The 20,799-nt window shown below is 71.2% G+C and carries 18 protein-coding genes; 11 read left to right on the top strand and 7 right to left on the bottom strand.

The window, feature by feature from the left end; all coding sequences use genetic code 11:
- The first annotated feature begins 56 nt into the window (after positions 1–56).
- Positions 57–638, top strand: coding sequence for a 5-formyltetrahydrofolate cyclo-ligase (locus AQI70_RS24995; protein WP_062153795.1), 582 nt, complete (start codon positions 57–59; stop codon positions 636–638).
- 79 nt (positions 639–717) lie between these two features.
- On the opposite strand, the gene AQI70_RS24990 is transcribed toward AQI70_RS24995, so the two are convergent.
- Positions 718–3,486: a penicillin acylase family protein gene (locus tag AQI70_RS24990; protein WP_062153793.1), complete on the bottom strand. Its 2,769-nt coding sequence runs from the start codon at positions 3,484–3,486 to the stop codon at positions 718–720.
- A gap of 228 nt (positions 3,487–3,714) precedes the next feature.
- Between AQI70_RS24990 and AQI70_RS24985 the strand changes: the two genes are divergently transcribed.
- The 6 genes from AQI70_RS24985 (at position 3,715) to mscL (ending at position 9,364) form a co-directional block, all read left to right on the top strand.
- Entirely contained in the window at positions 3,715–5,241 is a 1,527-nt protein-coding gene (locus AQI70_RS24985; RefSeq protein ID WP_062153792.1) for a potassium/proton antiporter, read from the top strand.
- 245 nt (positions 5,242–5,486) lie between these two features.
- Positions 5,487–6,782 (top strand): MFS transporter, encoded by a 1,296-nt coding sequence (locus tag AQI70_RS24980; RefSeq protein WP_062153790.1) that lies wholly within the window; start codon positions 5,487–5,489, stop codon positions 6,780–6,782.
- Between the two features lie 67 nt (positions 6,783–6,849).
- A complete protein-coding gene (locus AQI70_RS37715; protein WP_079051461.1) occupies positions 6,850–7,167 on the top strand; it encodes an FmdB family zinc ribbon protein in 318 nt (105 codons plus the stop codon).
- 82 nt (positions 7,168–7,249) lie between these two features.
- On the top strand, positions 7,250–8,092 hold the full coding sequence (locus AQI70_RS24975; RefSeq protein WP_062153788.1) for an S-methyl-5'-thioadenosine phosphorylase: 843 nt from the start codon (positions 7,250–7,252) through the stop codon (positions 8,090–8,092).
- A 144-nt stretch (positions 8,093–8,236) separates the two neighbouring features.
- Positions 8,237–8,776, top strand: a complete 540-nt coding sequence (locus tag AQI70_RS24970; RefSeq protein WP_062154141.1) for a hypothetical protein — start codon at positions 8,237–8,239, stop codon at positions 8,774–8,776.
- 129 nt (positions 8,777–8,905) lie between these two features.
- Positions 8,906–9,364 carry a large conductance mechanosensitive channel protein MscL gene (mscL, locus tag AQI70_RS24965; RefSeq protein WP_062153786.1) on the top strand — a complete coding sequence of 153 codons (459 nt, stop codon included), beginning with the start codon at positions 8,906–8,908 and terminating at the stop codon, positions 9,362–9,364.
- 4 nt (positions 9,365–9,368) lie between these two features.
- Here the strand turns inward: mscL and AQI70_RS24960 are convergent, their stop codons facing one another.
- On the bottom strand, positions 9,369–9,551 hold the full coding sequence (locus AQI70_RS24960) for a hypothetical protein (RefSeq protein ID WP_004000496.1): 183 nt from the start codon (positions 9,549–9,551) through the stop codon (positions 9,369–9,371).
- Between the two features lie 127 nt (positions 9,552–9,678).
- Here AQI70_RS24960 and AQI70_RS24955 point away from each other — a divergent pair, with 127 nt between their 5' ends.
- From AQI70_RS24955 to AQI70_RS24940, 4 genes are all read left to right on the top strand, one after another.
- A complete protein-coding gene (locus AQI70_RS24955; protein WP_062153784.1) occupies positions 9,679–10,917 on the top strand; it encodes a low temperature requirement protein A in 1,239 nt (412 codons plus the stop codon).
- 56 nt (positions 10,918–10,973) lie between these two features.
- Positions 10,974–12,032, top strand: coding sequence for a P1 family peptidase (locus AQI70_RS24950; RefSeq protein WP_062153781.1), 1,059 nt, complete (start codon positions 10,974–10,976; stop codon positions 12,030–12,032).
- 191 nt (positions 12,033–12,223) lie between these two features.
- A complete protein-coding gene (locus AQI70_RS24945) occupies positions 12,224–13,441 on the top strand; it encodes a L,D-transpeptidase (protein WP_062154139.1) in 1,218 nt (405 codons plus the stop codon).
- 177 nt (positions 13,442–13,618) lie between these two features.
- On the top strand, positions 13,619–14,365 hold the full coding sequence (locus AQI70_RS24940; RefSeq protein WP_062153779.1) for a DUF6227 family protein: 747 nt from the start codon (positions 13,619–13,621) through the stop codon (positions 14,363–14,365).
- 68 nt (positions 14,366–14,433) lie between these two features.
- On the opposite strand, the gene AQI70_RS24935 is transcribed toward AQI70_RS24940, so the two are convergent.
- The 5 genes from AQI70_RS24935 to AQI70_RS24915 form a co-directional block, all read right to left on the bottom strand.
- A complete protein-coding gene (locus AQI70_RS24935) occupies positions 14,434–14,688 on the bottom strand; it encodes a hypothetical protein (RefSeq protein WP_062153777.1) in 255 nt (84 codons plus the stop codon).
- Between the two features lie 104 nt (positions 14,689–14,792).
- On the bottom strand, positions 14,793–16,922 hold the full coding sequence (locus tag AQI70_RS24930) for a PTS fructose transporter subunit IIABC (protein ID WP_062153775.1): 2,130 nt from the start codon (positions 16,920–16,922) through the stop codon (positions 14,793–14,795).
- Positions 16,923–17,178: 256 nt separating this feature from the next.
- A complete protein-coding gene (gene pfkB, locus AQI70_RS24925; protein WP_062153773.1) occupies positions 17,179–18,126 on the bottom strand; it encodes a 1-phosphofructokinase in 948 nt (315 codons plus the stop codon).
- Entirely contained in the window at positions 18,123–18,884 is a 762-nt protein-coding gene (locus AQI70_RS24920) for a DeoR/GlpR family DNA-binding transcription regulator (protein WP_062153771.1), read from the bottom strand. Before AQI70_RS24920 ends, pfkB begins: the two co-directional genes overlap by 4 nt.
- A 342-nt stretch (positions 18,885–19,226) precedes the next feature.
- Positions 19,227–20,765, bottom strand: coding sequence for an MFS transporter (locus AQI70_RS24915; protein ID WP_062153769.1), 1,539 nt, complete (start codon positions 20,763–20,765; stop codon positions 19,227–19,229).
- Between the last annotated feature and the right edge of the window lie 34 nt (positions 20,766–20,799).

Below are 20,799 nucleotides of genomic sequence, written 5' to 3'. Positions count from 1 at the left end.
AAGGGTACGGGAGCGACTTGAGTCACATGGGACCTGCGGCCGAGCCTGACAAGCGAATGTTGCGGCGGGAGTTCCTCGCGGTGAGAGCCAGGTTGACGGCGGATGACGTGCGGGAATCGGCAGCCGCGCTGGCCGGGCGGGCACTGGAGCTGCCCGAGCTGGCGCACGCGCGCACGGTGGCGGCGTACGTCTCCGTGGGGAGCGAACCCGGCACGCTCGCGCTGCTCGACGCGCTGCGCGCGCGGGGCGTACGTGTCCTGCTGCCCGCCCTCCTGCCCGACAACGACCTCGACTGGGGCGCGTACTCCGGTGAGGACTCACTCGCCCGTGTCCAACACGGCGGGAAGATGGCGCTCTTCGAGCCCGCCGGCGAACGCCTCGGCCCGGACGCCGTGACCGACGCCGACGTCGTGCTGCTGCCCGGTCTGGCGGTCGACGCGCGCGGGATGCGCCTGGGGCGCGGTGGCGGGTCGTACGACCGTGTCCTCGCCCGTCTGGAACGCGCGGGCGCCCGTCCCGCGCTGGTGGTGCTGCTGTACGACTCCGAGGTCGTCGAGCGCGTCCCCGAGGAGCCGCACGACCGTCCGGTGCACGCGGTGGTGACGCCGTCGGCCGTACGGCGGTTCCGCGACGCCTGACCCCCGTCCGCACAGGGAAAGGGCCCTCCACGCACGCGTGGAGGGCCCTTTCTCCAGCCGTTGGCCGTCAGTCAGCGGGTCACGGCTTGAGCACCAGGGTGTCGCTCGTGCCCTTGTCGACCGCGTCCTTCGAGAAGGACCAGTCGAGCAGTTCGCCGTCGGCCCACTTGCCCGTCTGGTCGGTGTAGTGGGCGCTGTAGGCGTGCCCGGAGGCGCCGGTGAGGTTGATCCACTTCGACTTGTCGAGGTCGCCGAGGTTGACCACCATCCGCATCGACGGCACCCAGACCACGCCGTAGCCGCCGGCGGCGTTCCAGCCGGTGGCGTTGACCGTGGCTTCGCCGCCGCTGAGCTTCCAGGGGCCGCGGTTGAGGACGTACTGCAGGAAGCCGGGTCCCTCGGTGCCGAGCGTCTGGTTCTTCAGGAACAGGCGGTGCAGCCGGCCCCAGCTCCAGGTGTCGATGTCCTTGCCGAGCTTGGCGGTCAGCTCCCAGCGGGCGTCGATCATGGCGCGCTTGAACAGCTGGTCGCGGTTGACGGCACCGGGGCGGGTGACCGACTCCGGCGTCTGCCACCAGTGGCTCTTCTCGTCGTCCAGGAGGCTGCGCACGACCTCGAACCAGCGGTCGCCGCCGTCGGGCTGCGCCTGGTCGGCGTCGCGCTCACCGCACTCGCGCACCTTGTTGTCGTCCTCGTCCACCGGACCGGTGGTGTCGGCCTTCTCCACCCATAGGCACTGGCCCTCGACCCGCAGCTCCTTGGGCAGCTTGTTGCCGAAGGCGAGCTTGAGGATGTTGCGCCAGACGGAGTTGAAGTAGGCCGCCGCCGCCGAGTCGGCGTCCTGGGTGTAGTCCCAGCCCTCCAGGAGCTCCTGCGCGTCCCGGACGTCCTTGTCGTCGATGTCGATCTTCAGCAGCTTGGGCACGAGCAGCTTGGCGATCTCGCTGCTGTTGTCGAGCTGCATCTGGCGCATGTCCTCGGTGGAGATCTTGCCGCCGTCGTCGATCTTCGACTGGATCAGGTCGGTGATGCGCTGGCTGCGGGCGCCGTAGCCCCAGTCCGTGGTGAGCGTGTAGGGGTACTTGGCCTTGTCGATCACGGCCTGGTTGGCGGTGACGATGTAGCCGCGGGAGGGGTTGTACTCGTACGGCAGCTCGTCCTCGTCGATGTAGCCGGTCCAGCGGGACCTGGAGTCCCAGCCCGGCGCCGGGACGGAGCCGTCGTAGCCCGTCGCGCGCGTGGGGATCTTTCCGGGCAGCGTGTAGCCGATGTTGCCCTCGGTGTCGGCGTAGACCAGGTTCTGCGAGGGCACGTCGAACAGGGCCGCCGCGGCGCGGAAGTCGCTCCAGTTCGCCGCCCTGTCCATGGCGAAGACGGCGTCCATGGTCGTGCCCGGGCTCAGCGCGGTCCAGCGCAGCGCGATGGCGTAGCCGTCCCCGCGGTCGGGGGCGGCGGTGTCGACGGCGGCCTTCCTGCCGACCTTCACCAGCTCGGTGCTGCGGTCGGAGAGCAGGGGCATCCCGTCCTTGGTCTGCCGGACGACGATCTTCTTGGACTCGCCGCCGGCGACCTTGATGGTCTCCTCGCGCGTGGCGAACGGCACCGTCCTGCCGTCGTACAGGTAGCCGTCGCCGGAGAGCTTCTCCAGGTAGAGGTCGGTGACGTCGACGCCGGAGTTGGTCATGCCCCAGGCGACGTTCTGGTTGTGGCCGATGATCACGCCGGGCATGCCCGCGAAGGTGTAGCCGCTGACGTCGTACTGGCAGGTGCTGGAGACCGAGCGGCAGTGCAGGCCCATCTGGTACCAGACGGACGGCAGCGAGGCCGACAGGTGCGGGTCGTTGGCCAGCAGCGGCTTGCCGGTGATGGTGTACTTCCCGCGGACCACCCAGGAGTTGGAGCCGATGCCGTTGCCGTTCACGCCGACGGCCGTGGGGAGGTCGTCCAGGACGTTCTGCAGGCCCGCCAGCTGGCTCTGCAGGCCGGCGGTGCCCGAGGCGGAGCCCGTGCCCGCCGTGCCGCCCGTGGACCCGCCGGCGGACGAACCCGCGGCCGACGCGGAGCCCTCGAACGTCTTGGTGATCTCGTCGTAGCGACCCGTCTGGACGATCGTCTTGTTCCGGCCGTACGGGTACTGCGGGTACAGGTCCGCGATCTCCTTGGGACCGAGGCGGCTGGTCATCAGGGCGCGGTCGATCTCGTCCTGCATGTTGCCGCGCAGGTCCCAGGCCATCGCCTTCAGCCAGGAGATCGAGTCGACCGGGGTCCACTTCTCCGGCTTGTAGTCGTTGGTGAACCCGAGCGCCGCGTACTCCAGGGAGATCTCCTTGCCGTCCTTGCCGTCCAGGTAGGCGTTGACTCCCTTGGCGTACGCCTGCAGGTACTTCTTGGTCGAGGGCGACAGCGTCTTGTCGTACTCCTGCTGCGCGACGCGGGACCAGCCGAGCGTGCGCAGGAACTCGTCGTTGTCGACCTGGCTCTTGCCGAACATCTCCGACAGGCGCCCGGAGGTCATGTGGCGGCGCACGTCCATCTCGTAGAACCGGTCCTGTGCCTGGACGTAGCCCTGCGCCATGAACAGGTCCTCGTCGGAGGAGGCGTAGATCTGCGGGATGCCGTAGCCGTCCCGCTGCACGTCGACGGGCCCGGACAGGCCGTCGAGCGTGATCGAGCCCTTGGTCTGCGGGAAGGAGGCACGGACGGTGCTGATGGACCAGTACGCTCCGCCGGTGACGCCTCCGATGACGGCCAGCACCAGGAGGAGGACGATCAGACGGGCTCTGCGCCCCTTCTTCCTGCCGGACTTGCCGGGCTGCTGACCCGTGGAGGCGGTGGTGTTGGGGGGCATCGCTGTCCTTGCTGTCCTAACGCGAGCGGCAGGCGGTCCTGGAGTGCTGGAGCAACCATAGGCGCAGGGCCCGGTCGGGCTTGACGCGGAGTGGGGAACCAGCACGGACGGACGTTCGATCATGCCCCGCGAAGCGTCAAGAAATCGTCAAGAGTTAGGTAAGGTAACGAAGTAGTTGGGTGCGGAGAACCGCCACTTCGTGTCCTATGTACGTGAGCCCACGCGCGCGTGCGCGCGGGCCAGGGAAGGGAACGGCCGCTGACTGTCCACGACCTCAACCAGCTCCTGCTCGTCTGCTCGCTCGTCCTGCTCGTCGCCGTCGCCGCGGTCCGGATCTCCTCGCGCAGCGGGCTCCCCAGCCTGCTCGTGTACCTGGGCATCGGCGTGCTCATGGGCCAGGACGGAATCGGCGGCATCCGCTTCGACGACGCGGAGCTGACCCAGGTCATCGGATACGCGGCGCTGGTCGTGATCCTGGCCGAAGGCGGTCTGGGCACGAAGTGGAAGGAGATCAAGCCGGCCCTGCCGGCCGCCACCGTGCTGGCGCTGGCCGGGGTCGCGGTGAGCGTCGGGGTCACCGCGACGGCCGCGCACTACCTGGTCGGGCTGGAGTGGCGGCAGGCGCTCATCATCGGGGCGGTCGTCTCCTCGACCGACGCCGCCGCGGTCTTCTCCGTGCTGCGGAAGATCCGCCTGCCCGCGCGCGTGACCGGCACCCTGGAGGCGGAGTCCGGCTTCAACGACGCCCCCGTGGTCATCATGGTGGTCGCCTTCTCCCACCACGGGCCGATCGAGCACTGGTACGTACTGCTCGGCGAGATAGCGCTGGAGCTGGCCATCGGGGCGGCCATCGGTATCGCGGTCGGCTGGCTGGGCGCCTGGGGCCTCAGGCATGTGGCGCTGCCCGCCTCCGGTCTCTACCCGATCGCCGTCATGGCCATCGCCGTCACCGCGTACGCGGCGGGCGCGATGGCGCACGGCAGCGGCTTTCTGGCGGTGTACCTCGCCTCGATGGTGATGGGCAACGCCAAGCTGCCGCACTGGCCCGCCACCCGCGGGTTCGCCGACGGGCTCGGCTGGATCGCCCAGATCGGCATGTTCGTCCTGCTCGGGCTGCTGGTCACCCCGCATGAGCTGGGCGACGACATCCTGCCCGCGCTCGTCATCGGCCTGGTGCTGACCATGGTGGCGCGCCCGCTGAGCGTCGTCGTGTGTCTGACGCCGTTCCGCGTGGTCTGGCGCGAGCAGGCCCTGATGTCCTGGGCCGGGCTGCGCGGCGCCGTGCCCATCATCCTGGCGACGATCCCCATGGTGGGCGGCGTCGAGGACAGCCGCCGCATCTTCAACATCGTCTTCGTCCTGGTCGTCGTCTACACCCTGGTGCAGGGGCCGACGCTGCCCTGGCTCGGCCGCAAGCTGAACCTCGGCCAGGAGCCCGAGGCCGCCGACCTCGGCATCGAGTCGGCTCCCCTGGAGCGGCTGCGCGGGCATCTGCTGTCCTTCGCGATCCCCGAGGGCTCCAAGATGCACGGCGTCGAGATCAACGAGCTGCGGCTGCCCGCCGGAGCCGCCGTCACCCTCGTCGTCCGTGAAGGAAAGTCCTTCGTTCCGCTGCCTACGACGGTGCTGCGGCGCGGGGACGAACTGCTCGTCGTCGCCACGGATCCGGTGCGGGACGCCGCCGAGCGCCGACTGCGCGCGGTCGGGGCCGGCGGCAAGCTGGCCGGCTGGCTGGGGACGAACGGGACGATCTAATCGCAGGCCGAGCACTTCGGGGTGCTCATTTTCACAGGGATCATGGGGGGCGCTCCCTGTACTATGCAGGTGTCACCCCAGATCAAACCAACTCTGCCTGACGCAGAGCTGGCGCGACCGTATGGCGGCCGGGATGCCTCCGCTACAGGCGCCGGTATCTACCGCAGTACGCGCAAGAGGACAGCTCTCGGCGCCGCTTCCCCACCCGTAGGGGCCGCGCTACCAGGCGGCAGAAAGGCACGGCCGTGGCGGCCACGGTCACCACGTCGAAGGAGTCGAAGAACTCGTCGGCCTCCTCCCGCCCGGGATACGGACAGCTGCTGCGCACCCGCGGCGCCTGGACGTTCCTGCTCCCCGGCTTCGCGGCGCGTCAGCCGTTCGCGATGCTGACCATCTCCATCGTGCTGCTCGTGCAGCACACCACCGGCTCGTACGGCGCCGCGGGCGCCGCCGCGGCCGTCACCGGCGTCTCCATGGCGCTGTTCGCGCCCTACAGCGGCCGCCTCGCCGACCGCTACGGCCAGCGCGTCGTCCTGATCCCCGGAGTGCTGATCCACACGCTGTCGGGTCTGACCCTGACGGCGCTCGCCCTGGCCGACGCGCCCCTGTGGGCGCTGTTCGTGGCGGCCGTTCCGACGGGCGCCTCGGTGCCGCAGGTCGGGCCCATGGTGCGGGCCCGCTGGGGCGTGAAGCTCCAGGGCTCGCCCCTGATGACGACGGCGGCGGCCTTCGAGTCGGTCACGGACGAGCTGACCTTCGTCGTCGGGCCGCTGCTGGCCACCGCGCTGTGCACCGCCGTCGACCCGGCCGCGGGCCTGGTGACCGAGGCCGCGCTCACGCTGCTGGGCGGTCTGCTGTTCGCCGCGCAGAAGAGCACCCAGCCTTCGGTCGCCGTCAGCGGGCACGCGCGCGTGGAGCCCGCTTCGGCGCTGCGCGTCCCCGGGGTGCGCGTGCTGATCGTGACCTTCCTGGGCATCGGCTCCGTCTTCGGCGGCATGCAGGTCTCGCTGGCCGCCTTCACCGAGTCGATCGGCGAGCCCGGCCTGAACGGCGTCCTGTACGGCACCTTCGCCGCGGGCAACATGCTCTCCGGCGTCGTCTGCGGGGCCATCGCGTGGAAGGCGGCGCCGCAGCGCCGGCTCCTCCTCGGATACGCCGCCCTCGCGCTGGCCGCGTCCGGCCTGTGGGCCGCGCACTCGGTGCTCGTCCTGGCCGGCCTCGGTCTGCTCGTCGGCATGTGCATCGCGCCCGCGCTGATCACCGGCTACACGCTGGTCGAGGGCCTGGTCCCGGAGGGCGCCCGCACCGAGGCCTTCACCTGGCTCACGGGTGCGGTGGCGCTCGGCCAGGCCGCCGCCGTCACGGTCGCCGGACAGCTGGAGGACCGCTTCTGGGGCGGCGCCGGGTTCCTGGTGCCGATGGGCGGCACGCTGCTCGCCCTGGTGACCCTGGTGGCGCTGCGTTCGCGGCTGGTGGTGCGGCCCCGCGGCCGTACCGTCGCACGTGGCGTCGGTCACCGGGTGCCGGTAGCAGTGGACTGAGCGGCTGGAATACGTCACTATGGTTCGTCGTTAGCACTCATCGAGTGAGAGTGCCAGGAGGAAGACAGTGCCCACCTACCAGTACCAGTGCACCGAGTGCGGCGAGGGCCTCGAGGCGGTGCAGAAGTTCACCGACGACGCCCTGACCGAGTGCCCCAGCTGCCAGGGCCGCCTCAAGAAGGTGTTCTCCGCGGTCGGCATCGTCTTCAAGGGCTCCGGCTTCTACCGCAACGACAGCCGCGGCTCCTCGTCGAGCAGCTCGCCGGCGTCGTCGAAGTCGTCTTCGTCCTCCTCGTCCGACTCGTCCTCGTCGTCTTCGTCCTCGTCGTCCTCGGACTCGAAGTCGTCGAGCGCGGGCACCTCCTCCAGCAGCTCCGCCGCGTAAGGCCCACCGCTTTCTCACAGGACCCTGTCGTCATCCGGCGACGGGGTCCTCGGCGTCTGCCGGGTGCGGTTAGGGTGCGGGCATGGCGAACAAGGCGAACGTCGAACTCGGCGTGATCGGCGGCTCCGGCTTCTACTCCTTCCTCGACGACGTGACCGAGGTACAGGTGGACACCCCGTACGGGCCGCCCAGCGACTCCCTCTTCCTCGGCGAGATAGCCGGTCGGCGGGTCGCCTTCCTGCCCCGGCACGGACGCGGTCACCATCTGCCGCCGCACCGGATCAACTACCGGGCCAACCTGTGGGCGCTGCGCTCGGTAGGCGCGCGCCAGGTGCTGGGCCCGTGCGCGGTGGGCGGCCTGCGTCCCGAGTACGGACCGGGCACCCTGCTGGTGCCGGACCAGCTGGTCGACCGTACGAAGTCCCGGGTGGGCACGTACTTCGACGGGCTGCCGCTGCCCGACGGCACCGTGCCGAACGTCGTGCACGTCTCGCTGGCCGACCCGTACTGCCCCGCCGGGCGCGCCGTCGCGCTGAAGGCGGCGCGGGGACGGGACTGGGAGCCGGTGGACGGCGGCACGCTGGTCGTGGTCGAGGGACCCCGCTTCTCGACCCGTGCCGAATCGTTGTGGCACCAGGCTCAGGGCTGGTCGGTGGTGGGCATGACCGGCCACCCCGAGGCGGCGCTCGCCCGTGAACTCGAACTCTGCTACACGTCGATGACGCTGGTCACCGACCTCGACGCGGGCGCCGAGACCGGCGAGGGCGTCTCGCACGACGAGGTGCTGCGGGTGTTCGCCGCGAACGTGGACCGACTGCGCGGGGTGCTGTTCGACGCGGTGGCCGCGCTGCCGGCGAACGAGGAGCGGGACTGCCTGTGCACCAAGGCGCTGGGCGGGATGGATCCCGGGTTCGAGCTGCCGTAATGCGGCGGCGCGGGGCGCGGAGCGGCTCCTTCGGGTGAGGGAGTTTTCCACAACCGGCCGGTAGTCCACCGGCCTCAGCGGGCGGCGGCGCGATGCCTGATCGTGGGCTCGCAAGCCGTTCCGTCGTCGCAGGTGGTGGTCCTCATGTCCGTTGCTCCCTCGTCCCCTCGCTCTCCGGCCCCGCTCCCCCTGGGCACCGACGCTCCGGCCACGTGCGAGGTGCCGCACTTCGCCCCCGTGCGGGTGCGGAGCGGGCGGTATCACCTGCACCGTCTCGTACGGCACCGCAGGCGGGCCGTGGCCGCCGGGCTCGCCGTCACCGCGGCGGCACTCGTGGCGGCGGGCCCGCGGGAGGACGACCGGGCGCGCGGGCATCCGGTGGCGGAGCCGGTACGCCAGCACCGGGCCGTCGAGCGGGTCTTGGCGCCCGTGCGGATCGCCGACGGGGCGACCGTGCGACTGCTGCGGCCCGGCGACCGGGTGGACGTGATCGCCGCCGAGGAGACCGCGACGGGCGGCGACGCCCAGGTGGTCGCGCGCGGGGCGCGGGTCGCGAAGGTTCCGGAGCCGCTGGAGTCCGCGGCCGAGAGCGGGGCACTGGTCGTGCTGTCGGTGCCGCGTGCCACCGCGGCGCGTCTTGCGGGCGCGAGTGCCACGGCGCGGCTGGCGGTGACGCTGTGCTGAGCCGGTTTTCGGGCGGCCCGCTGTCAGGTGCCTCGACCGAGGGGCCCGACTGGACAGGACGGCCCGGCGCTGACGTAGGTTGCGGAGCGGTCTGTTCCACAACGTGTGCGTCCGAGGGGTGGCTCCGAGTTGAGCGAGAAGAAGGAACCGAGCGTCTGGCAGGGCTTCAAGGCCTTCCTGATGCGCGGCAACGTGGTCGATCTGGCCGTGGCGGTGGTCATCGGCGCCGCGTTCACCAACATCGTCAACGCGGTGGTGAAGGGGATCATCAACCCGCTGGTCGGAGCGATCGGCACCAAGAACCTCGATCACTACAGCTCGTGCCTGAGCTCGACCTGCCGGGGCGAGCAGGGCATTCGGATCCTGTGGGGCTCCGTCCTCGGCGCGACCCTCAGCTTCGTGATCACCGCGGCCGTCGTCTACTTCCTGATGGTCCTGCCCATGGCGAAGTACCTGGCCCGCCAGGAGGCCCGGCGCAAGGCGAAGGAGGGCACGCAGGAGGTCATCGAGGTGACCGAGCTGGAGGTGCTGAAGGAGATCCGCGACGCGCTGGTCGCTCAGCGCGGTTCGGGGCCCAGCCGGCAGTAGCGGCTCAGAGGTGGTGGGGCGGCTTCTCGTCGAGGAAGCGCTTGAGGTCGGCCGCGCTGTCGCCGTCGGTGCCCGGCCTCTCGCCCCAGCCGCGGTCCGTGTCGTCGGAGGACTGCTGGTCCAGCGGGTCGTCGAAGATCAGCGCGGGCTTCGGCTCACGCGGCTCGGGGGCGGGGACGGTACTCATGCGTCCAGAGTACGGCCGCCGGGGCGACGGCCCGCACGGCGAGGCCCCCGACAGCGGGCCACCGCCCTTGCGCACTTGTGAATCCCTGCGCAAGAAAATCCCCGCCCTATCTGTTGTGCTTGATCCCATGACGTCCAGTTCGACTCCCGCGCCGGACTCCCCCCGCGCGCCCGAAAGCCGCCGCCCGCTGCGCAGACTCACGGCCCGTGGCCGGGGCGAGGCGCACCGGGCCGCCACCCCGCTGGAACTCTTCTTCGACCTGTGTTTCGTCGTGGCCGTCGCCCAGGCGGGCCTGCAACTGGTGCACGCCGTCGCCGAGGGGCACGCGGGCGAGGGGATCCTCGACTACGCGATGATCTTCTTCGCCATCTGGTGGGCGTGGATGAACTTCACCTGGTTCGCCTCGGCCTACGACAACGACGACGCCCTCTACCGAGTCGTCACCCTGATCCAGATCGCCGGGGTGCTGGTCCTGGCGGCCGGGGTCTCCCGAGCGTTCGAGGACCACGATTTCCTGGCGGTCTGGCTGGGCTATGTGATCATGCGGGTCGCGCTCGTGGCGCAGTGGCTGCGCGTGGCCGGATCGAGCGAGGGCCCGGAGAGAACGATGGCCCTGCGGTACGCCGCCGGTGTGCTGCTGTGCCAGATCGGCTGGCTGGGGCTGGTGGTCCTGCCCGAGGACAGCAGGCCCTGGGTGTTCCTGGTGATGGTGGTCCTGGAGATGTGTGTGCCGCCGTACGCGGAGAAGGTCCACCCCACGTCCTGGCATCCGCGCCATATCGCCGAGCGGTACGGGCTGTTCACGATCATCGTGCTCGGCGAGACCATCGCCGCGGCCACGGTCGCCGTGAAGACCGGCATCGACGAGAGCGACGCGCTGGGCGAGCTGCTGCCGATCGCCGCGGGCGGGCTGCTGATCATCTTCGCCGCGTGGTGGATCTACTTCGTCGTGCCGATCCACGGCCATCTGCGCTCCAACAGGCAGGCGTTCCTGTGGGGCTACGGCCACTACCTGGTCTTCGCCTCGGCGGCCGCGGTCGGCGCGGGCCTGGAGGTGGCGGTCGAGCAGGCCGTCGGCAAGGCGCACATCTCGACGCTGGCCGCGTCGGCCGCCGTGACCCTGCCGACGGCGCTCTATCTGCTCACCGTCTGGGCACTGCACTCCCGGTACTTCAAGGTGGGCATCACCCAGCAACTTGTGCTGCCGACCACGGCCCTGCTGGTGATCTGCTGCACGTTCCTCGGCGAGTGGGCGGTGCTCGCGGCCGGCTGCGTCTCGGCGCTGGCGGTGGCGACCGGGACGACGCTGACGGCATACAGGGCGGGCCGGGAGAACAGACAGACGGTGCGGGCGCCGGCCTCCTAGCGGCGGCGGAACGGTCGACGACGTCATGGAGGGGGTCGCTGGACGAGACTGGGCGCATGACAGTTGACGCACTGACAGACGTCGCCGGACTACGGGTGGGACACGCGACGCGCACCGGTGACGGTTGGCTCACCGGCACCACGGTCGTCCTCGCGCCCGAGGGAGGGGCTGTCGCCGCGGTGGACGTACGCGGCGGCGGTCCCGGCACCAAGGAGACCGATGCGCTCGATCCACGCAACGTCGTGCAGAAGGTCGAGGCGATCGTGCTGACCGGCGGCAGCGCGTACGGGCTCGACGCGGCGTCCGGGGTGATGGCCTGGCTGGAGGAGCAGGGGCGCGGGGTGCGGGTGGGGGCGGATCCGGCACATGTCGTGCCGGTGGTGCCGGCCGCCTGCGTCTTCGATCTCGGGCGGGGCGGCGACTTCCGGGCGAGGCCGGACGCGGCCATCGGGCGGGAGGCGGTCGAGTCGGCCGCGGCGAGTGAGCCCGGCGCGCCGGTGCGGGAGGGGTGCGTGGGCGCCGGTACGGGAGCCACGGTCGGGCCGGTCAAGGGCGGGGTCGGCACCGCGAGCACCGTCCTCGACTCCGGGATCACGGTGGCCGCGCTGGTGGTGGCCAACGCGGCGGGGTCGGCGGTGGATCCCGAAACGGGCGTGCTGTACGGGGAGTTGTTCCAGGGACGGGTGGACTATCCACCGGCGCACGTCCATGAAGCCGCCCGCAGGCACCTTGCCGAGGTCGCGGCGAAGAACGCGCCGCCCCCGCTGAACACCACGCTCGCGGTGGTCGCCACCGATGCGCGACTGTCGAAGGCGCAGGCGCAGAAGGTGGCCGGCACGGCACACGACGGCATCGCGCGCGCCGTACGGCCGGTGCATCTGCTCAGCGACGGGGACACGGTCTTCACGCTGGCCACCGGGGAACGCCCGCTCGACCCCGGGCAGCCCCTCGCGCTCAACGAGCTGCTCGCGGCGGGCGCGGACATGGTGACCCGGGCGATCGTGCGTGCCGTGCGCGCGGCCGAGCCGGTGGACGGGCCGGGGGGAGCTTGGCCGTCGTACAGGGAGTTGTACGGGGAGATGCACGGAGAGGTGCGCGGGGAGATGCACGGGTAGGTGCGCGGGGAGCTGTTCGGGAGCGCCGACGGGGGCACCAGGGGGTGACGCCTGCGCCGCGCGGGTGATTGTCGCGGTTCTGTCACGTGATGGCGTTCATGGCGCACGAAGGGAACCCGGTCCGGTCAGGGGGGCCTCTTCCCCCGTGGAACGGAACGGATCCCGCAGACCGCATGAAGATGGAGCAGCTCGTGACAACGCCGGACATAGCAGCGCGGCGCGTACTGGGGGCCTGTGCCGCCCTGATGATCGGCGCCCTGACGCTCACCGCCTGCGGTGGCAGCGCCAACGCCGACCACGACGACAAGGGCGGCAAGGACTCACCCAGGACGTCCGCCGCGAAGATCGCGATTTCGGCGAAGGACGGCTCGACAGGGGCGTCGATCAACTCGACCGGTGTGAAGGTCAGCGACGGCAAGCTGACCGAGGTGAAGATGACGGTGGCGGAGACCGGGCAGGCCGTGCCGGGGTCGATATCCGCCGACGGGGGCAGCTGGAAGCCGAAGGAGCAGCTGGAGCGGGGCACGAAGTACCGGATCTCGGCCACCGCGAAGGACGCGGACGGGCGCACCTCGGCCGCCAACTCGATCTTCAGCACGGTCTCTTCGGCCAACAGCTTCATCGGGACGTACACGCCCGACGGGGGCACCACGGTCGGTGTCGGGATGCCGGTGTCGTTCACGTTCGACAAGGCGATCAGCGACAAGAAGGCCGTGCAGTCGCACATCACGGTCACCTCCAGCAGCGGGCAGAAGGTGGTCGGGCACTGGTTCGGGGCGCAGCGGCTCGACTTCCGGCCCGAGGAGTACTGGAAGGCCGGGTCCAAGGTCACGATGAAGATCGACCTGGACGGCGTCGAGGGCGCGAACGGCGTCTTCGGGGTGCAGAAGAAGACGGTCACCTTCGACGTCGGGCGCGCACAGGTCTCGACGGTCGACGTCAACACGCAGACGATGACGGTCGTGCGCGACGGCAAGACGATCAAGTCGGTGCCGATATCGGCGGGCAGCGCGCAGAACCCCACGTACAACGGGCAGATGGTGATCTCCGAGAAGTTCACGGAGACGCAGATGGACGGCTCGACGGTCGGCTTCGAGGGCGAGTACAAGATCCCGGACGTGCCGCACGCGATGCGGCTGACGCAGTCGGGGACCTTCATCCACGGAAACTACTGGTACAACAAGGGCAATCCGCCCTTCGGGCGCCAGGGCACCAGCCACGGCTGCGTCGGGCTCGCGGATGCGCAGGGAGCCCAGGGGGACACCCCTGGCAAGTGGTTCTACGACAACTCGCTCATCGGCGACGTGGTGACCGTCAAGAACTCCCCCGACAAGGCCGTCGCGCCGGACAACGGACTCAACGGCTGGAACATGGCGTGGAGCGAGTGGGTCGCGGGCAGCGCCGTGTGACCCCCTGAAATCCCCTCGGAGCAGGGTTTCTTGACACATCGTCGGGCGCGCGGGAACTGCTCGCGCGGCCCGCGCGTTTTACCGGACGTACGTTTTCTCGGTTCCCGGACATGATGTCCGACCGAGGGGCTACGGTATGCACCCACAAGGTGACATGCAGCAACGCCGGGAGAAACCTTGAGCGTTCCGTACGAGACGGCAGCGTACGAACCACCGGAGTCGCCCGAGTCTCCGGAGGAGCACCTCGCGCGGCTCCTCGGCCGCGCCCTGAACTCCTTCGAGTTGCCCGACGAGACCATACAGCGCCTCGACTGCGCGCTGGCTCACGACAGTTCGCTGCACTCCGCGCACCACAGCGCGGGGCTGCACCGCGAGACGTACCGGCACACCTGGCTGCTCGCCGACGGCTCGGCGCTCACCCTGTGGGAGCTCGTCCACAACACCACGCGCGACCGCACCCCGCAGCACGAGGTGTACGACGACGAGGAGGAGCTGCGCGCCGCGACCGCGCGGCTGCCGCTGCCGCCGGACGCGCCGGACTTCGAACTGCCGGTGACGGTGCAGCTGTCGACGATCCCCGCGCCCCGGCACGCCTATGTGCCGGACGACTCGGCGGATCACGCGCGCCGGCTGCTGCGCCGGGCGGAGAACGCCGACCGGCCGGGCGCGGAGACGGCGGCGTTACTGGCCACGGCGTTCGCGCACCAGATCACGCAGGCGTTCGGGCGCCCGCGCCGGGCCAGCCGCGCCGGGTTGTGCTTCTCGCTCTACGAACACGCCTTCCTGCTGCGCGACGGCGAGGAGGTCTCCCTCTGGGAGGTCGAGCACACGGCGACGCCCGACGGGCGGCACATGTGCGAGGTGTACGTCAGCGAGGACGCGGCACGGGACGCGATGGAGCGGCGGGCGACGCAGGTGTCGTAAGAGCCTGTTCACCGGCTCCGGGGGGCCGGACCCGCCGTTCAGCGGCTCCGGGGGGCCGGACCCGCCGTTCAGCGGCCGTCGTTGAGCTGTCGAATCAGTCCCGCGAACGCGTCCCGTTCCGCCGGGGTCAGCTCCACGGCCTCCAGCTCGGGGGCGGCCTGGCGCTGGTGCGGGAGCGCGGAGAGAGCCGAGCCCGGGCGCCGCGGCGACGACTCGGCGCGGGCACGGCGCAGGACGCGGGTCAGGCCGATCACCCACAGCACGGCCGCCAGGGCGAGGACGGCCGCGCCCAGCAGCTGGAGGAACGAGGCGTGCTCAGGCATACGCTCCAGTAGACACCACGGTCCGGGCCTTTGGGCCCGGACCGTGACGTATCTCGCAGGTGCCGTGAACAACTCATAGCGCCTCAAAGGGACAAGTGGGAGCCTTACGCCGCCACCGGCTGCTTCGCCTCCGCGGTCACGGCCGCCGGGGCCTCGGCGGCCGAGCCGCCCTCCGGAGCCGTCCTGCGCATGCCCTTCAGGAGGATGACCAGGCCGGCCGTGACCGCCGTACCGGCCGCGATGGCCAGCAGGTAGAGGAACGGCTTGCCGATGAGGAAGGTGACCCAGATGCCGCCGTGCGGGGCGCGCAGGGTCGAGCCGAAGGCCATGGTGAGCGCGCCGGTGACCGCGCCGCCCGCCATGGATGCGGGGATGACGCGCAGCGGGTCGGCCGCGGCGAACGGGATCGCGCCCTCGGAGATGAAGGAGGCGCCCAGCACCCAGGCCGCCTTGCCGTTCTCACGCTCGGCCGTGGTGAACAGCTTCTTGCGGATCGTGGTGGCCAGGGCCATGCCCAGCGGCGGGACCATGCCCGCGGCCATCACGGCGGCCATCACCTTCATCGCGGAGTCGCTCGGGTCCTGCACCGTGATGCCGGCCGTGGCGAAGGCGTACGCGACCTTGTTGACCGGTCCGCCCAGGTCGAAGCACATCATCAGGCCGAGCAGGATGCCGAGCAGGACGGCGTTGGTGCCGGAGAGGCCGCCCAGCCAGTCCGTCATGGCCTTCTGGGCCTCGGCGATGGGCTTGCCGATCACCACCAGCATCAGGAAGCCGACGACCATGGACGAGAGCAGTGGGATCACGACCACCGGCATGATGCCGCGCAGTACCGGCGGGATCTTGATCCGCTGGATGCCGAGGACGACGGCACCGGCGATCAGACCGGCGGCCAGACCGCCGAGGAAGCCCGCGTTGATGTCGGCGGCGATCATGCCGCCGACGAAGCCGGGCACGAGGCCGGGCCGGTCCGCCATGCCGTAGGCGATGTAGCCGGCGAGGACGGGGATCAGGAAGCCGAAGGCGACGAGGCCGATCTGGAACAGCAGCGCCGCCCAGCTGTCGACCTGGAGCCAGTCGAAGTGCTCGGTGACCGGCTTGGCCTTGTCGATCTCCCAGCCGCCGATCGCGAACCCGAGGGCGATCAGCAGACCGCCCGCCGCGACGAACGGGACCATGTAGCTCACGCCGGACATCAGCCACTTGCGCAGCTTGGTGCCGTAGCCCTCACCCGGCTCGCCGGCGCGCTCGACGGGGGTGGAGCCGGGTCGGGCAGCGGCCGTGACCTCGCCGCGCGCCGCCTTCTCGCGCACCTCGGTGATGAGCGCGGCGGGGCGGTTGATGCCCGCCTTGACGCCGACGTCGACGGTCGGCTTCCCGGCGAACCGGTCCTTCTCCCGTACGGGCACGTCGTGGGCGAAGATCACGCCGTCCGCCGCCGCGATGACGGCCGGGTCGAGCCGCGTGAAGCCGGCCGAGCCCTGTGTCTCCACGACGAGTTCGACACCGGCCTCGCGGCCCGCGTTCTCCAGCGACTCGGCCGCCATGTACGTGTGGGCGATGCCGGTCGGGCAGGAGGTGACGGCGACGATACGGAAGGGGCGCTCGCCGTCGGCGGCCGGGGCGCCCGGCGCCGGGGCGTTCGCGCCCTCGGCGTGCGCGCCCGGCGCCGGGGCCGTGGTGCCCGTGGCGTCGTCGGCGGAGGCCGCCACCGACGACGCCACGGAGTCTTCGGAACCGGCAGAACCGGCAGCACCGGCAGCACCGGCATCGGCGGCCTCGGCCGCAGGGGGCTCCTCGCCCCGGATCAGCGCCGCCGCCGACGCCGCGTCGCCCGCCGACCGCAGCGCGTCCGTGAACTCGGTGTTCATCAGCTGCCGGGCCAGCGACGACAGGATCGTCAGATGGGCGTCGTCGGCGCCCGCGGGCGCGGCGATGAGGAAGATCAGGTCGGCGGGGCCGTCCGCCGCGCCGAAGTCGATGCCGGCGGCACTGCGCCCGAAGGCCAGCGTCGGCTCGGTGACGTGCTCGCTGCGGCAGTGCGGGATGCCGATGCCGCCGTCGAGGCCGGTCGGCATCTGCGCCTCACGGGCGGCAACGTCGGCGAGGAAGCCCTCCAGGTCGGTGACCCGGCCCAGGGCCACCATGCGCTCGGCGAGGGCGCGCGCCGCCGCTTCCTTGGTGTCGGCGGACAGGTCGAGATCGACCAGGTCCGCGGTGATCATGTCGCTCATCGCGGGCTCCTTCGCACGCGTATCGCCCGGGGAGTCTGGTGGGCGGTGCAGGGGACGGGGGTGCGGTGGGGTGTGGCGGGGGTGCGGTGGGGTGTGGCGGGGGTGAAGGTGGGGGAGGCAGGGTCGGGGAAATCCCGCCTCCCCCGGGCGGCAGAGCGGCTCTGGAGGCCCTGCCGTCCGTCGGCGGCCATGAGTAATGGCGAGCTTCGCCGCTTATGGAGCGGATCGGCAAGAAGTGTGAAAACCGCGACATTCTTCATGACACCGGCTCCTTCAACAGGCGATCCACCGGCACCTCGGCCGTGACCGTGACCGCCGACGGATCCAGGTCGGCGGGTGAGGGCATCACACTGCCGGGCAGCTGGACGGCAGCCGCGCCGTGGGCGACCGCCGAGGCGAGGGCCTCCGGGCCGCTGCCGCCGGCGATGAGGAAACCGGCGAGGGAGGAGTCGCCGGCGCCGACATTGCTGCGTACGACGTCCACGCGCGCGCCGGCGAACCAGGCGCCCGCGTCGTCCACCAGCAGCTGACCGTCGGCGCCCAGGCTCGCGAGCACGGCGCGCGCGCCCATCTCGCGCAACTCCTCGGCCGCCTTCATCGCGTCACCCACGGTCGCCAAGGGGCGGCCGACAGCCTCCGCGAGCTCCTCGGCGTTCGGCTTCACCACGTCGGGCCGCGCACGCAGGGCTTCGAGGAGGGCGCGCCCGGAGGTGTCCAGCGCGATCCTCGCGCCCCCGGCGTGCGCGCGGGCGACCACATCGGCGTACCAGGACGGGGCGAGCCCTCGGGGCAGGCTTCCGCAGCACGCGATCCAGTCGGCGTCGCGGGACTGCTCGCGCACCGTCTCCAGCAGCAGCTCCTGCTCGGCCGCGGACAGTTCGGGGCCGGGCGCGTTGATCTTCGTCAGTACCCCGTCCGACTCCGCGAGCGCGATGTTCGAGCGGGTGGCCCCGGCGACCGGCACCGGCGCGACCTCGATGCCCTGCGCGTCGAGCAGGTCCGCGACGAGCGCGCCGGGCGCACCACCGAGGGGCAGCACCGCGACCGTGCGCTGCCCGGCGGCCGCGACGGCGCGCGAGACGTTCACGCCCTTGCCGCCCGGGTCCATGCGCTCGCCGGTGGCGCGGATGACCTCGCCACGGTCGAGGGAGGGGACCTCGTAGGTGCGGTCCAGAGACGGGTTGGGGGTGACGGTGAGGATCATGCGCGCACTACTTCCGTGCCACCGTGCTCGATCGCGGTGGCGTCTTCGGGGCTCAGCCCGCTGTCGGTGATCAGCAGGTCCACGTCGCTCAGGTGGCCGAAGCGGGCGAAGTGCTCCTGGCCGTGCTTGGAGGAGTCGGCGAGCAGCACCACGCGGCGGGCCGCAGCCACGGCCGCGCGCTTCACCGCGGCCTCGGCGAGGTCGGGGGTGGTCAGACCGTGCTCGGCGGAGAAGCCGTTGGCCGCGACGAACAGGACGTCGGCGCGGATCTCGCCGTACGCGCGCAGCGCCCAGGCGTCCACGGCGGCGCGCGTACGGTGCCGTACGCGCCCCCCGATGAGGTGGAGCTGGATGCCGGGGTGGTCCGCAAGGCGGGCCGCGATGGGCAGGCTGTGCGTGACGACGGTGAGGGACGCCTCCAGCGGGAGCGCGGCGGCGAGGCGGGCCACCGTCGTACCGGCGTCGAGGATCATCGTGCCCTCGGTGGGCAGCTCGGCGAGGGCCGCCTTGGCGATCCGGTCCTTCTCGTCGGCCGCCGTACCCTCGCGCTCGGCGAGGTCCGGCTCGAAGTCCAGGCGCCCGACCGGGATCGCACCACCGTGGACCCGGCGCACGAGCCCGGCGCGGTCGAGGGCCTTCAGGTCGCGACGGATCGTCTCCGCCGTCACCTGGAACTCCTCGGCCAGCGACAGGACGTCCACTCGGCCGCCGTCACGGGCGAGCCGGAGGATCTCCTGCTGCCGCTCCGGTGCGTACATGTCCGTTCGCCTCCGAACTGTGCCCGAACTTGTGGTTTCGGGGGGAGGCTACGCCCGGATGTCCGGAAAGTAAACAGGTTCGGGCCCAATCGGGCATGTGCAGGCTTCCGAGCTGGGCATGAACGGGCTTTTGGTGGGGGTGGGGGCGGGCTTTTGGTGGGGGTGGGGGCGGGTTTCCGGAGTGGGCGGGAGCGGGCTTTGGAGGGGGTGAGGGCGGGCTTCTGGAGGGCGCGGGCCCGGGAACGGCGAGGGGCCCGGCACCGAAGTGCCGGGCCCCTTCGCCGCTCTCATGGCGCCAGCCGCTCTCATGGCGCCCGCCGCCCTCACGGCGCCCGCGCGGGCTCATGGCGCCAGCGCGGGCTCCTTCTCCGGCGCTGGCGCCGTGTCCTCGGCCGCCCCCTCCAGGTGCTGGGCCGGCCGCGCCGGCAGCGCGAACATCAGCAGGAAGATGACGCCCATCACCGCGGCCACCCAGCCCAGCGCGTTCTGGAAGCCGTCCACGAAGGCCGCGCCCGCCGCCGGACCGCGTGCGCCCTCGGGCAGCCGGTCGTCGACGACGCCGAAGAAGACCACCGAGACCAGGCCGAGGCCGAGCGCGTTGCCCATCTGCTGGACCGTGCTGATCAGACCCGACGCCGAACCCGCGTGCTCGCGCGGCACCTCCGACAGGATCGCGTCCGTCAGCGGGGCCACGATCAGGCCCATGCCGACGCCCATGACGACCAGGGGCAGGGCCATCTGCCACGGGGCGATCGTCAGGCCGTAGCGCTGGGCCTCCCAGAGGTAGAGCAGGACACCGACCGCCATCACCAGCGCACCCGACTGCAGCACCTTGCGGCCGAAGCGCGGGACCAGCTTCTGAACGGACATACCGGCCGCCGCCGAGACGGCGATCGAGAAGGGGATGCCGGTCAGGCCTGCCTTCAGCGGGCTCCAGCCCAGCCCGAACTGCATGTACAGCGTCCAGACCAGGAAGAAGATGCCGAGCGCCACGCCGAAGACCGTCTGCACCGCGATGCCGGCCGCGAAGCTCTTCACCCTGAACAGCGACAGTTCGATGAGCGGGGAGCCGTCGCGGACGGTCTTCCTCCTCTCGTACGCCACCAGCGCCGCGAGCACGACCAGCGCGCCGGCCATCGACACATGCCCCCACAGCGGCCAGCCCAGCTCACGGCCCCGGGTCAGCGGGTAGAGCAGCATCAGCAGGCCGACGGTGACCAGGGCGACGCCGACGAGGTCCAGCTTCAGCGCCTTCGGCGCCTTGGACTCGATGATGAAGCGGCTGCCGAGGATCAGGCCCGCGATGCCGACCGGGAGGTTGATGAGGAAGATCGGGCGCCATTCGAGTCCGAAGAGGTTCCACTCCGTCAGCAGCGCGCCGAGCAGCGGGCCGGTGACCGCGCCGAGACCGACGACCGCCCCGAACAGGCCGAAGACCTTGCCGCGTTCGTGCGCCGGGAAGGTGGCGTGCACGATCGACAGGACCTGAGGGACCATCAGCGCGGCCATCGCGCCCTGCAGGATGCGGGCGGCTACGAGCATCTCCGCGTTCGTGGCGAAGCCGCACAGCGCCGAGGCGACGGTGAAGCCGCCTATGCCGATGAGGAACAGCCGCTTGCGGCCGTGGATGTCGCCGAGGCGGCCGCCGGTGATCAGGCCGGCGGCGAAGGCGAGCGCGTAGCCGGCGGTGATCCACTGAATCTGGCTGAAGGAGGCGCCGGCGTCGCGCTGGATCGACGGGATCGCGATGTTGACGATCGTGACGTCGACGAGGTCCATGAAGGCCGCGGTCATCACGATCGCCAGGGCGAACCATCGGCGGCGGTCGCCGGCGGGGTGGGGCAAAGGCGGTACTGCTGCTGCTGTCTCGGCTGAGGTCATGGATCGAAACTATGGCGCCACTAGGTCAGATCAT

The sequence above is a fragment of the Streptomyces curacoi genome (assembly GCF_001513975.1).
Lineage (GTDB): Bacteria > Actinomycetota > Actinomycetes > Streptomycetales > Streptomycetaceae > Streptomyces > Streptomyces curacoi.
Note: the sequence above shows the minus strand (reverse complement) of the source record. Positions and strands in the feature narration are given on the sequence as shown.

What these genes read in the sequence shown, in the direction of transcription:
- AQI70_RS24995 (WP_062153795.1), top strand. Translation starts at nt 57, where the DNA reads ATGTTGCGGCGGGAGTTCCTCGCGGTGAGAGCCAGGTTGACGGCGGAT.
- AQI70_RS24990 (WP_062153793.1), bottom strand. Translation starts at nt 3,486, where the DNA reads ATGCCCCCCAACACCACCGCCTCCACGGGTCAGCAGCCCGGCAAGTCC.
- AQI70_RS24975 (WP_062153788.1), top strand. Translation starts at nt 7,250, where the DNA reads ATGGCGAACAAGGCGAACGTCGAACTCGGCGTGATCGGCGGCTCCGGC.
- AQI70_RS24970 (WP_062154141.1), top strand. Translation starts at nt 8,237, where the DNA reads ATGTCCGTTGCTCCCTCGTCCCCTCGCTCTCCGGCCCCGCTCCCCCTG.
- AQI70_RS24960 (WP_004000496.1), bottom strand. Translation starts at nt 9,551, where the DNA reads ATGAGTACCGTCCCCGCCCCCGAGCCGCGTGAGCCGAAGCCCGCGCTG.
- AQI70_RS24955 (WP_062153784.1), top strand. Translation starts at nt 9,679, where the DNA reads ATGACGTCCAGTTCGACTCCCGCGCCGGACTCCCCCCGCGCGCCCGAA.
- AQI70_RS24950 (WP_062153781.1), top strand. Translation starts at nt 10,974, where the DNA reads ATGACAGTTGACGCACTGACAGACGTCGCCGGACTACGGGTGGGACAC.
- AQI70_RS24935 (WP_062153777.1), bottom strand. Translation starts at nt 14,688, where the DNA reads ATGCCTGAGCACGCCTCGTTCCTCCAGCTGCTGGGCGCGGCCGTCCTC.
- AQI70_RS24930 (WP_062153775.1), bottom strand. Translation starts at nt 16,922, where the DNA reads ATGAGCGACATGATCACCGCGGACCTGGTCGATCTCGACCTGTCCGCC.
- pfkB (WP_062153773.1), bottom strand. Translation starts at nt 18,126, where the DNA reads ATGATCCTCACCGTCACCCCCAACCCGTCTCTGGACCGCACCTACGAG.
- AQI70_RS24920 (WP_062153771.1), bottom strand. Translation starts at nt 18,884, where the DNA reads ATGTACGCACCGGAGCGGCAGCAGGAGATCCTCCGGCTCGCCCGTGAC.
- AQI70_RS24915 (WP_062153769.1), bottom strand. Translation starts at nt 20,765, where the DNA reads ATGACCTCAGCCGAGACAGCAGCAGCAGTACCGCCTTTGCCCCACCCC.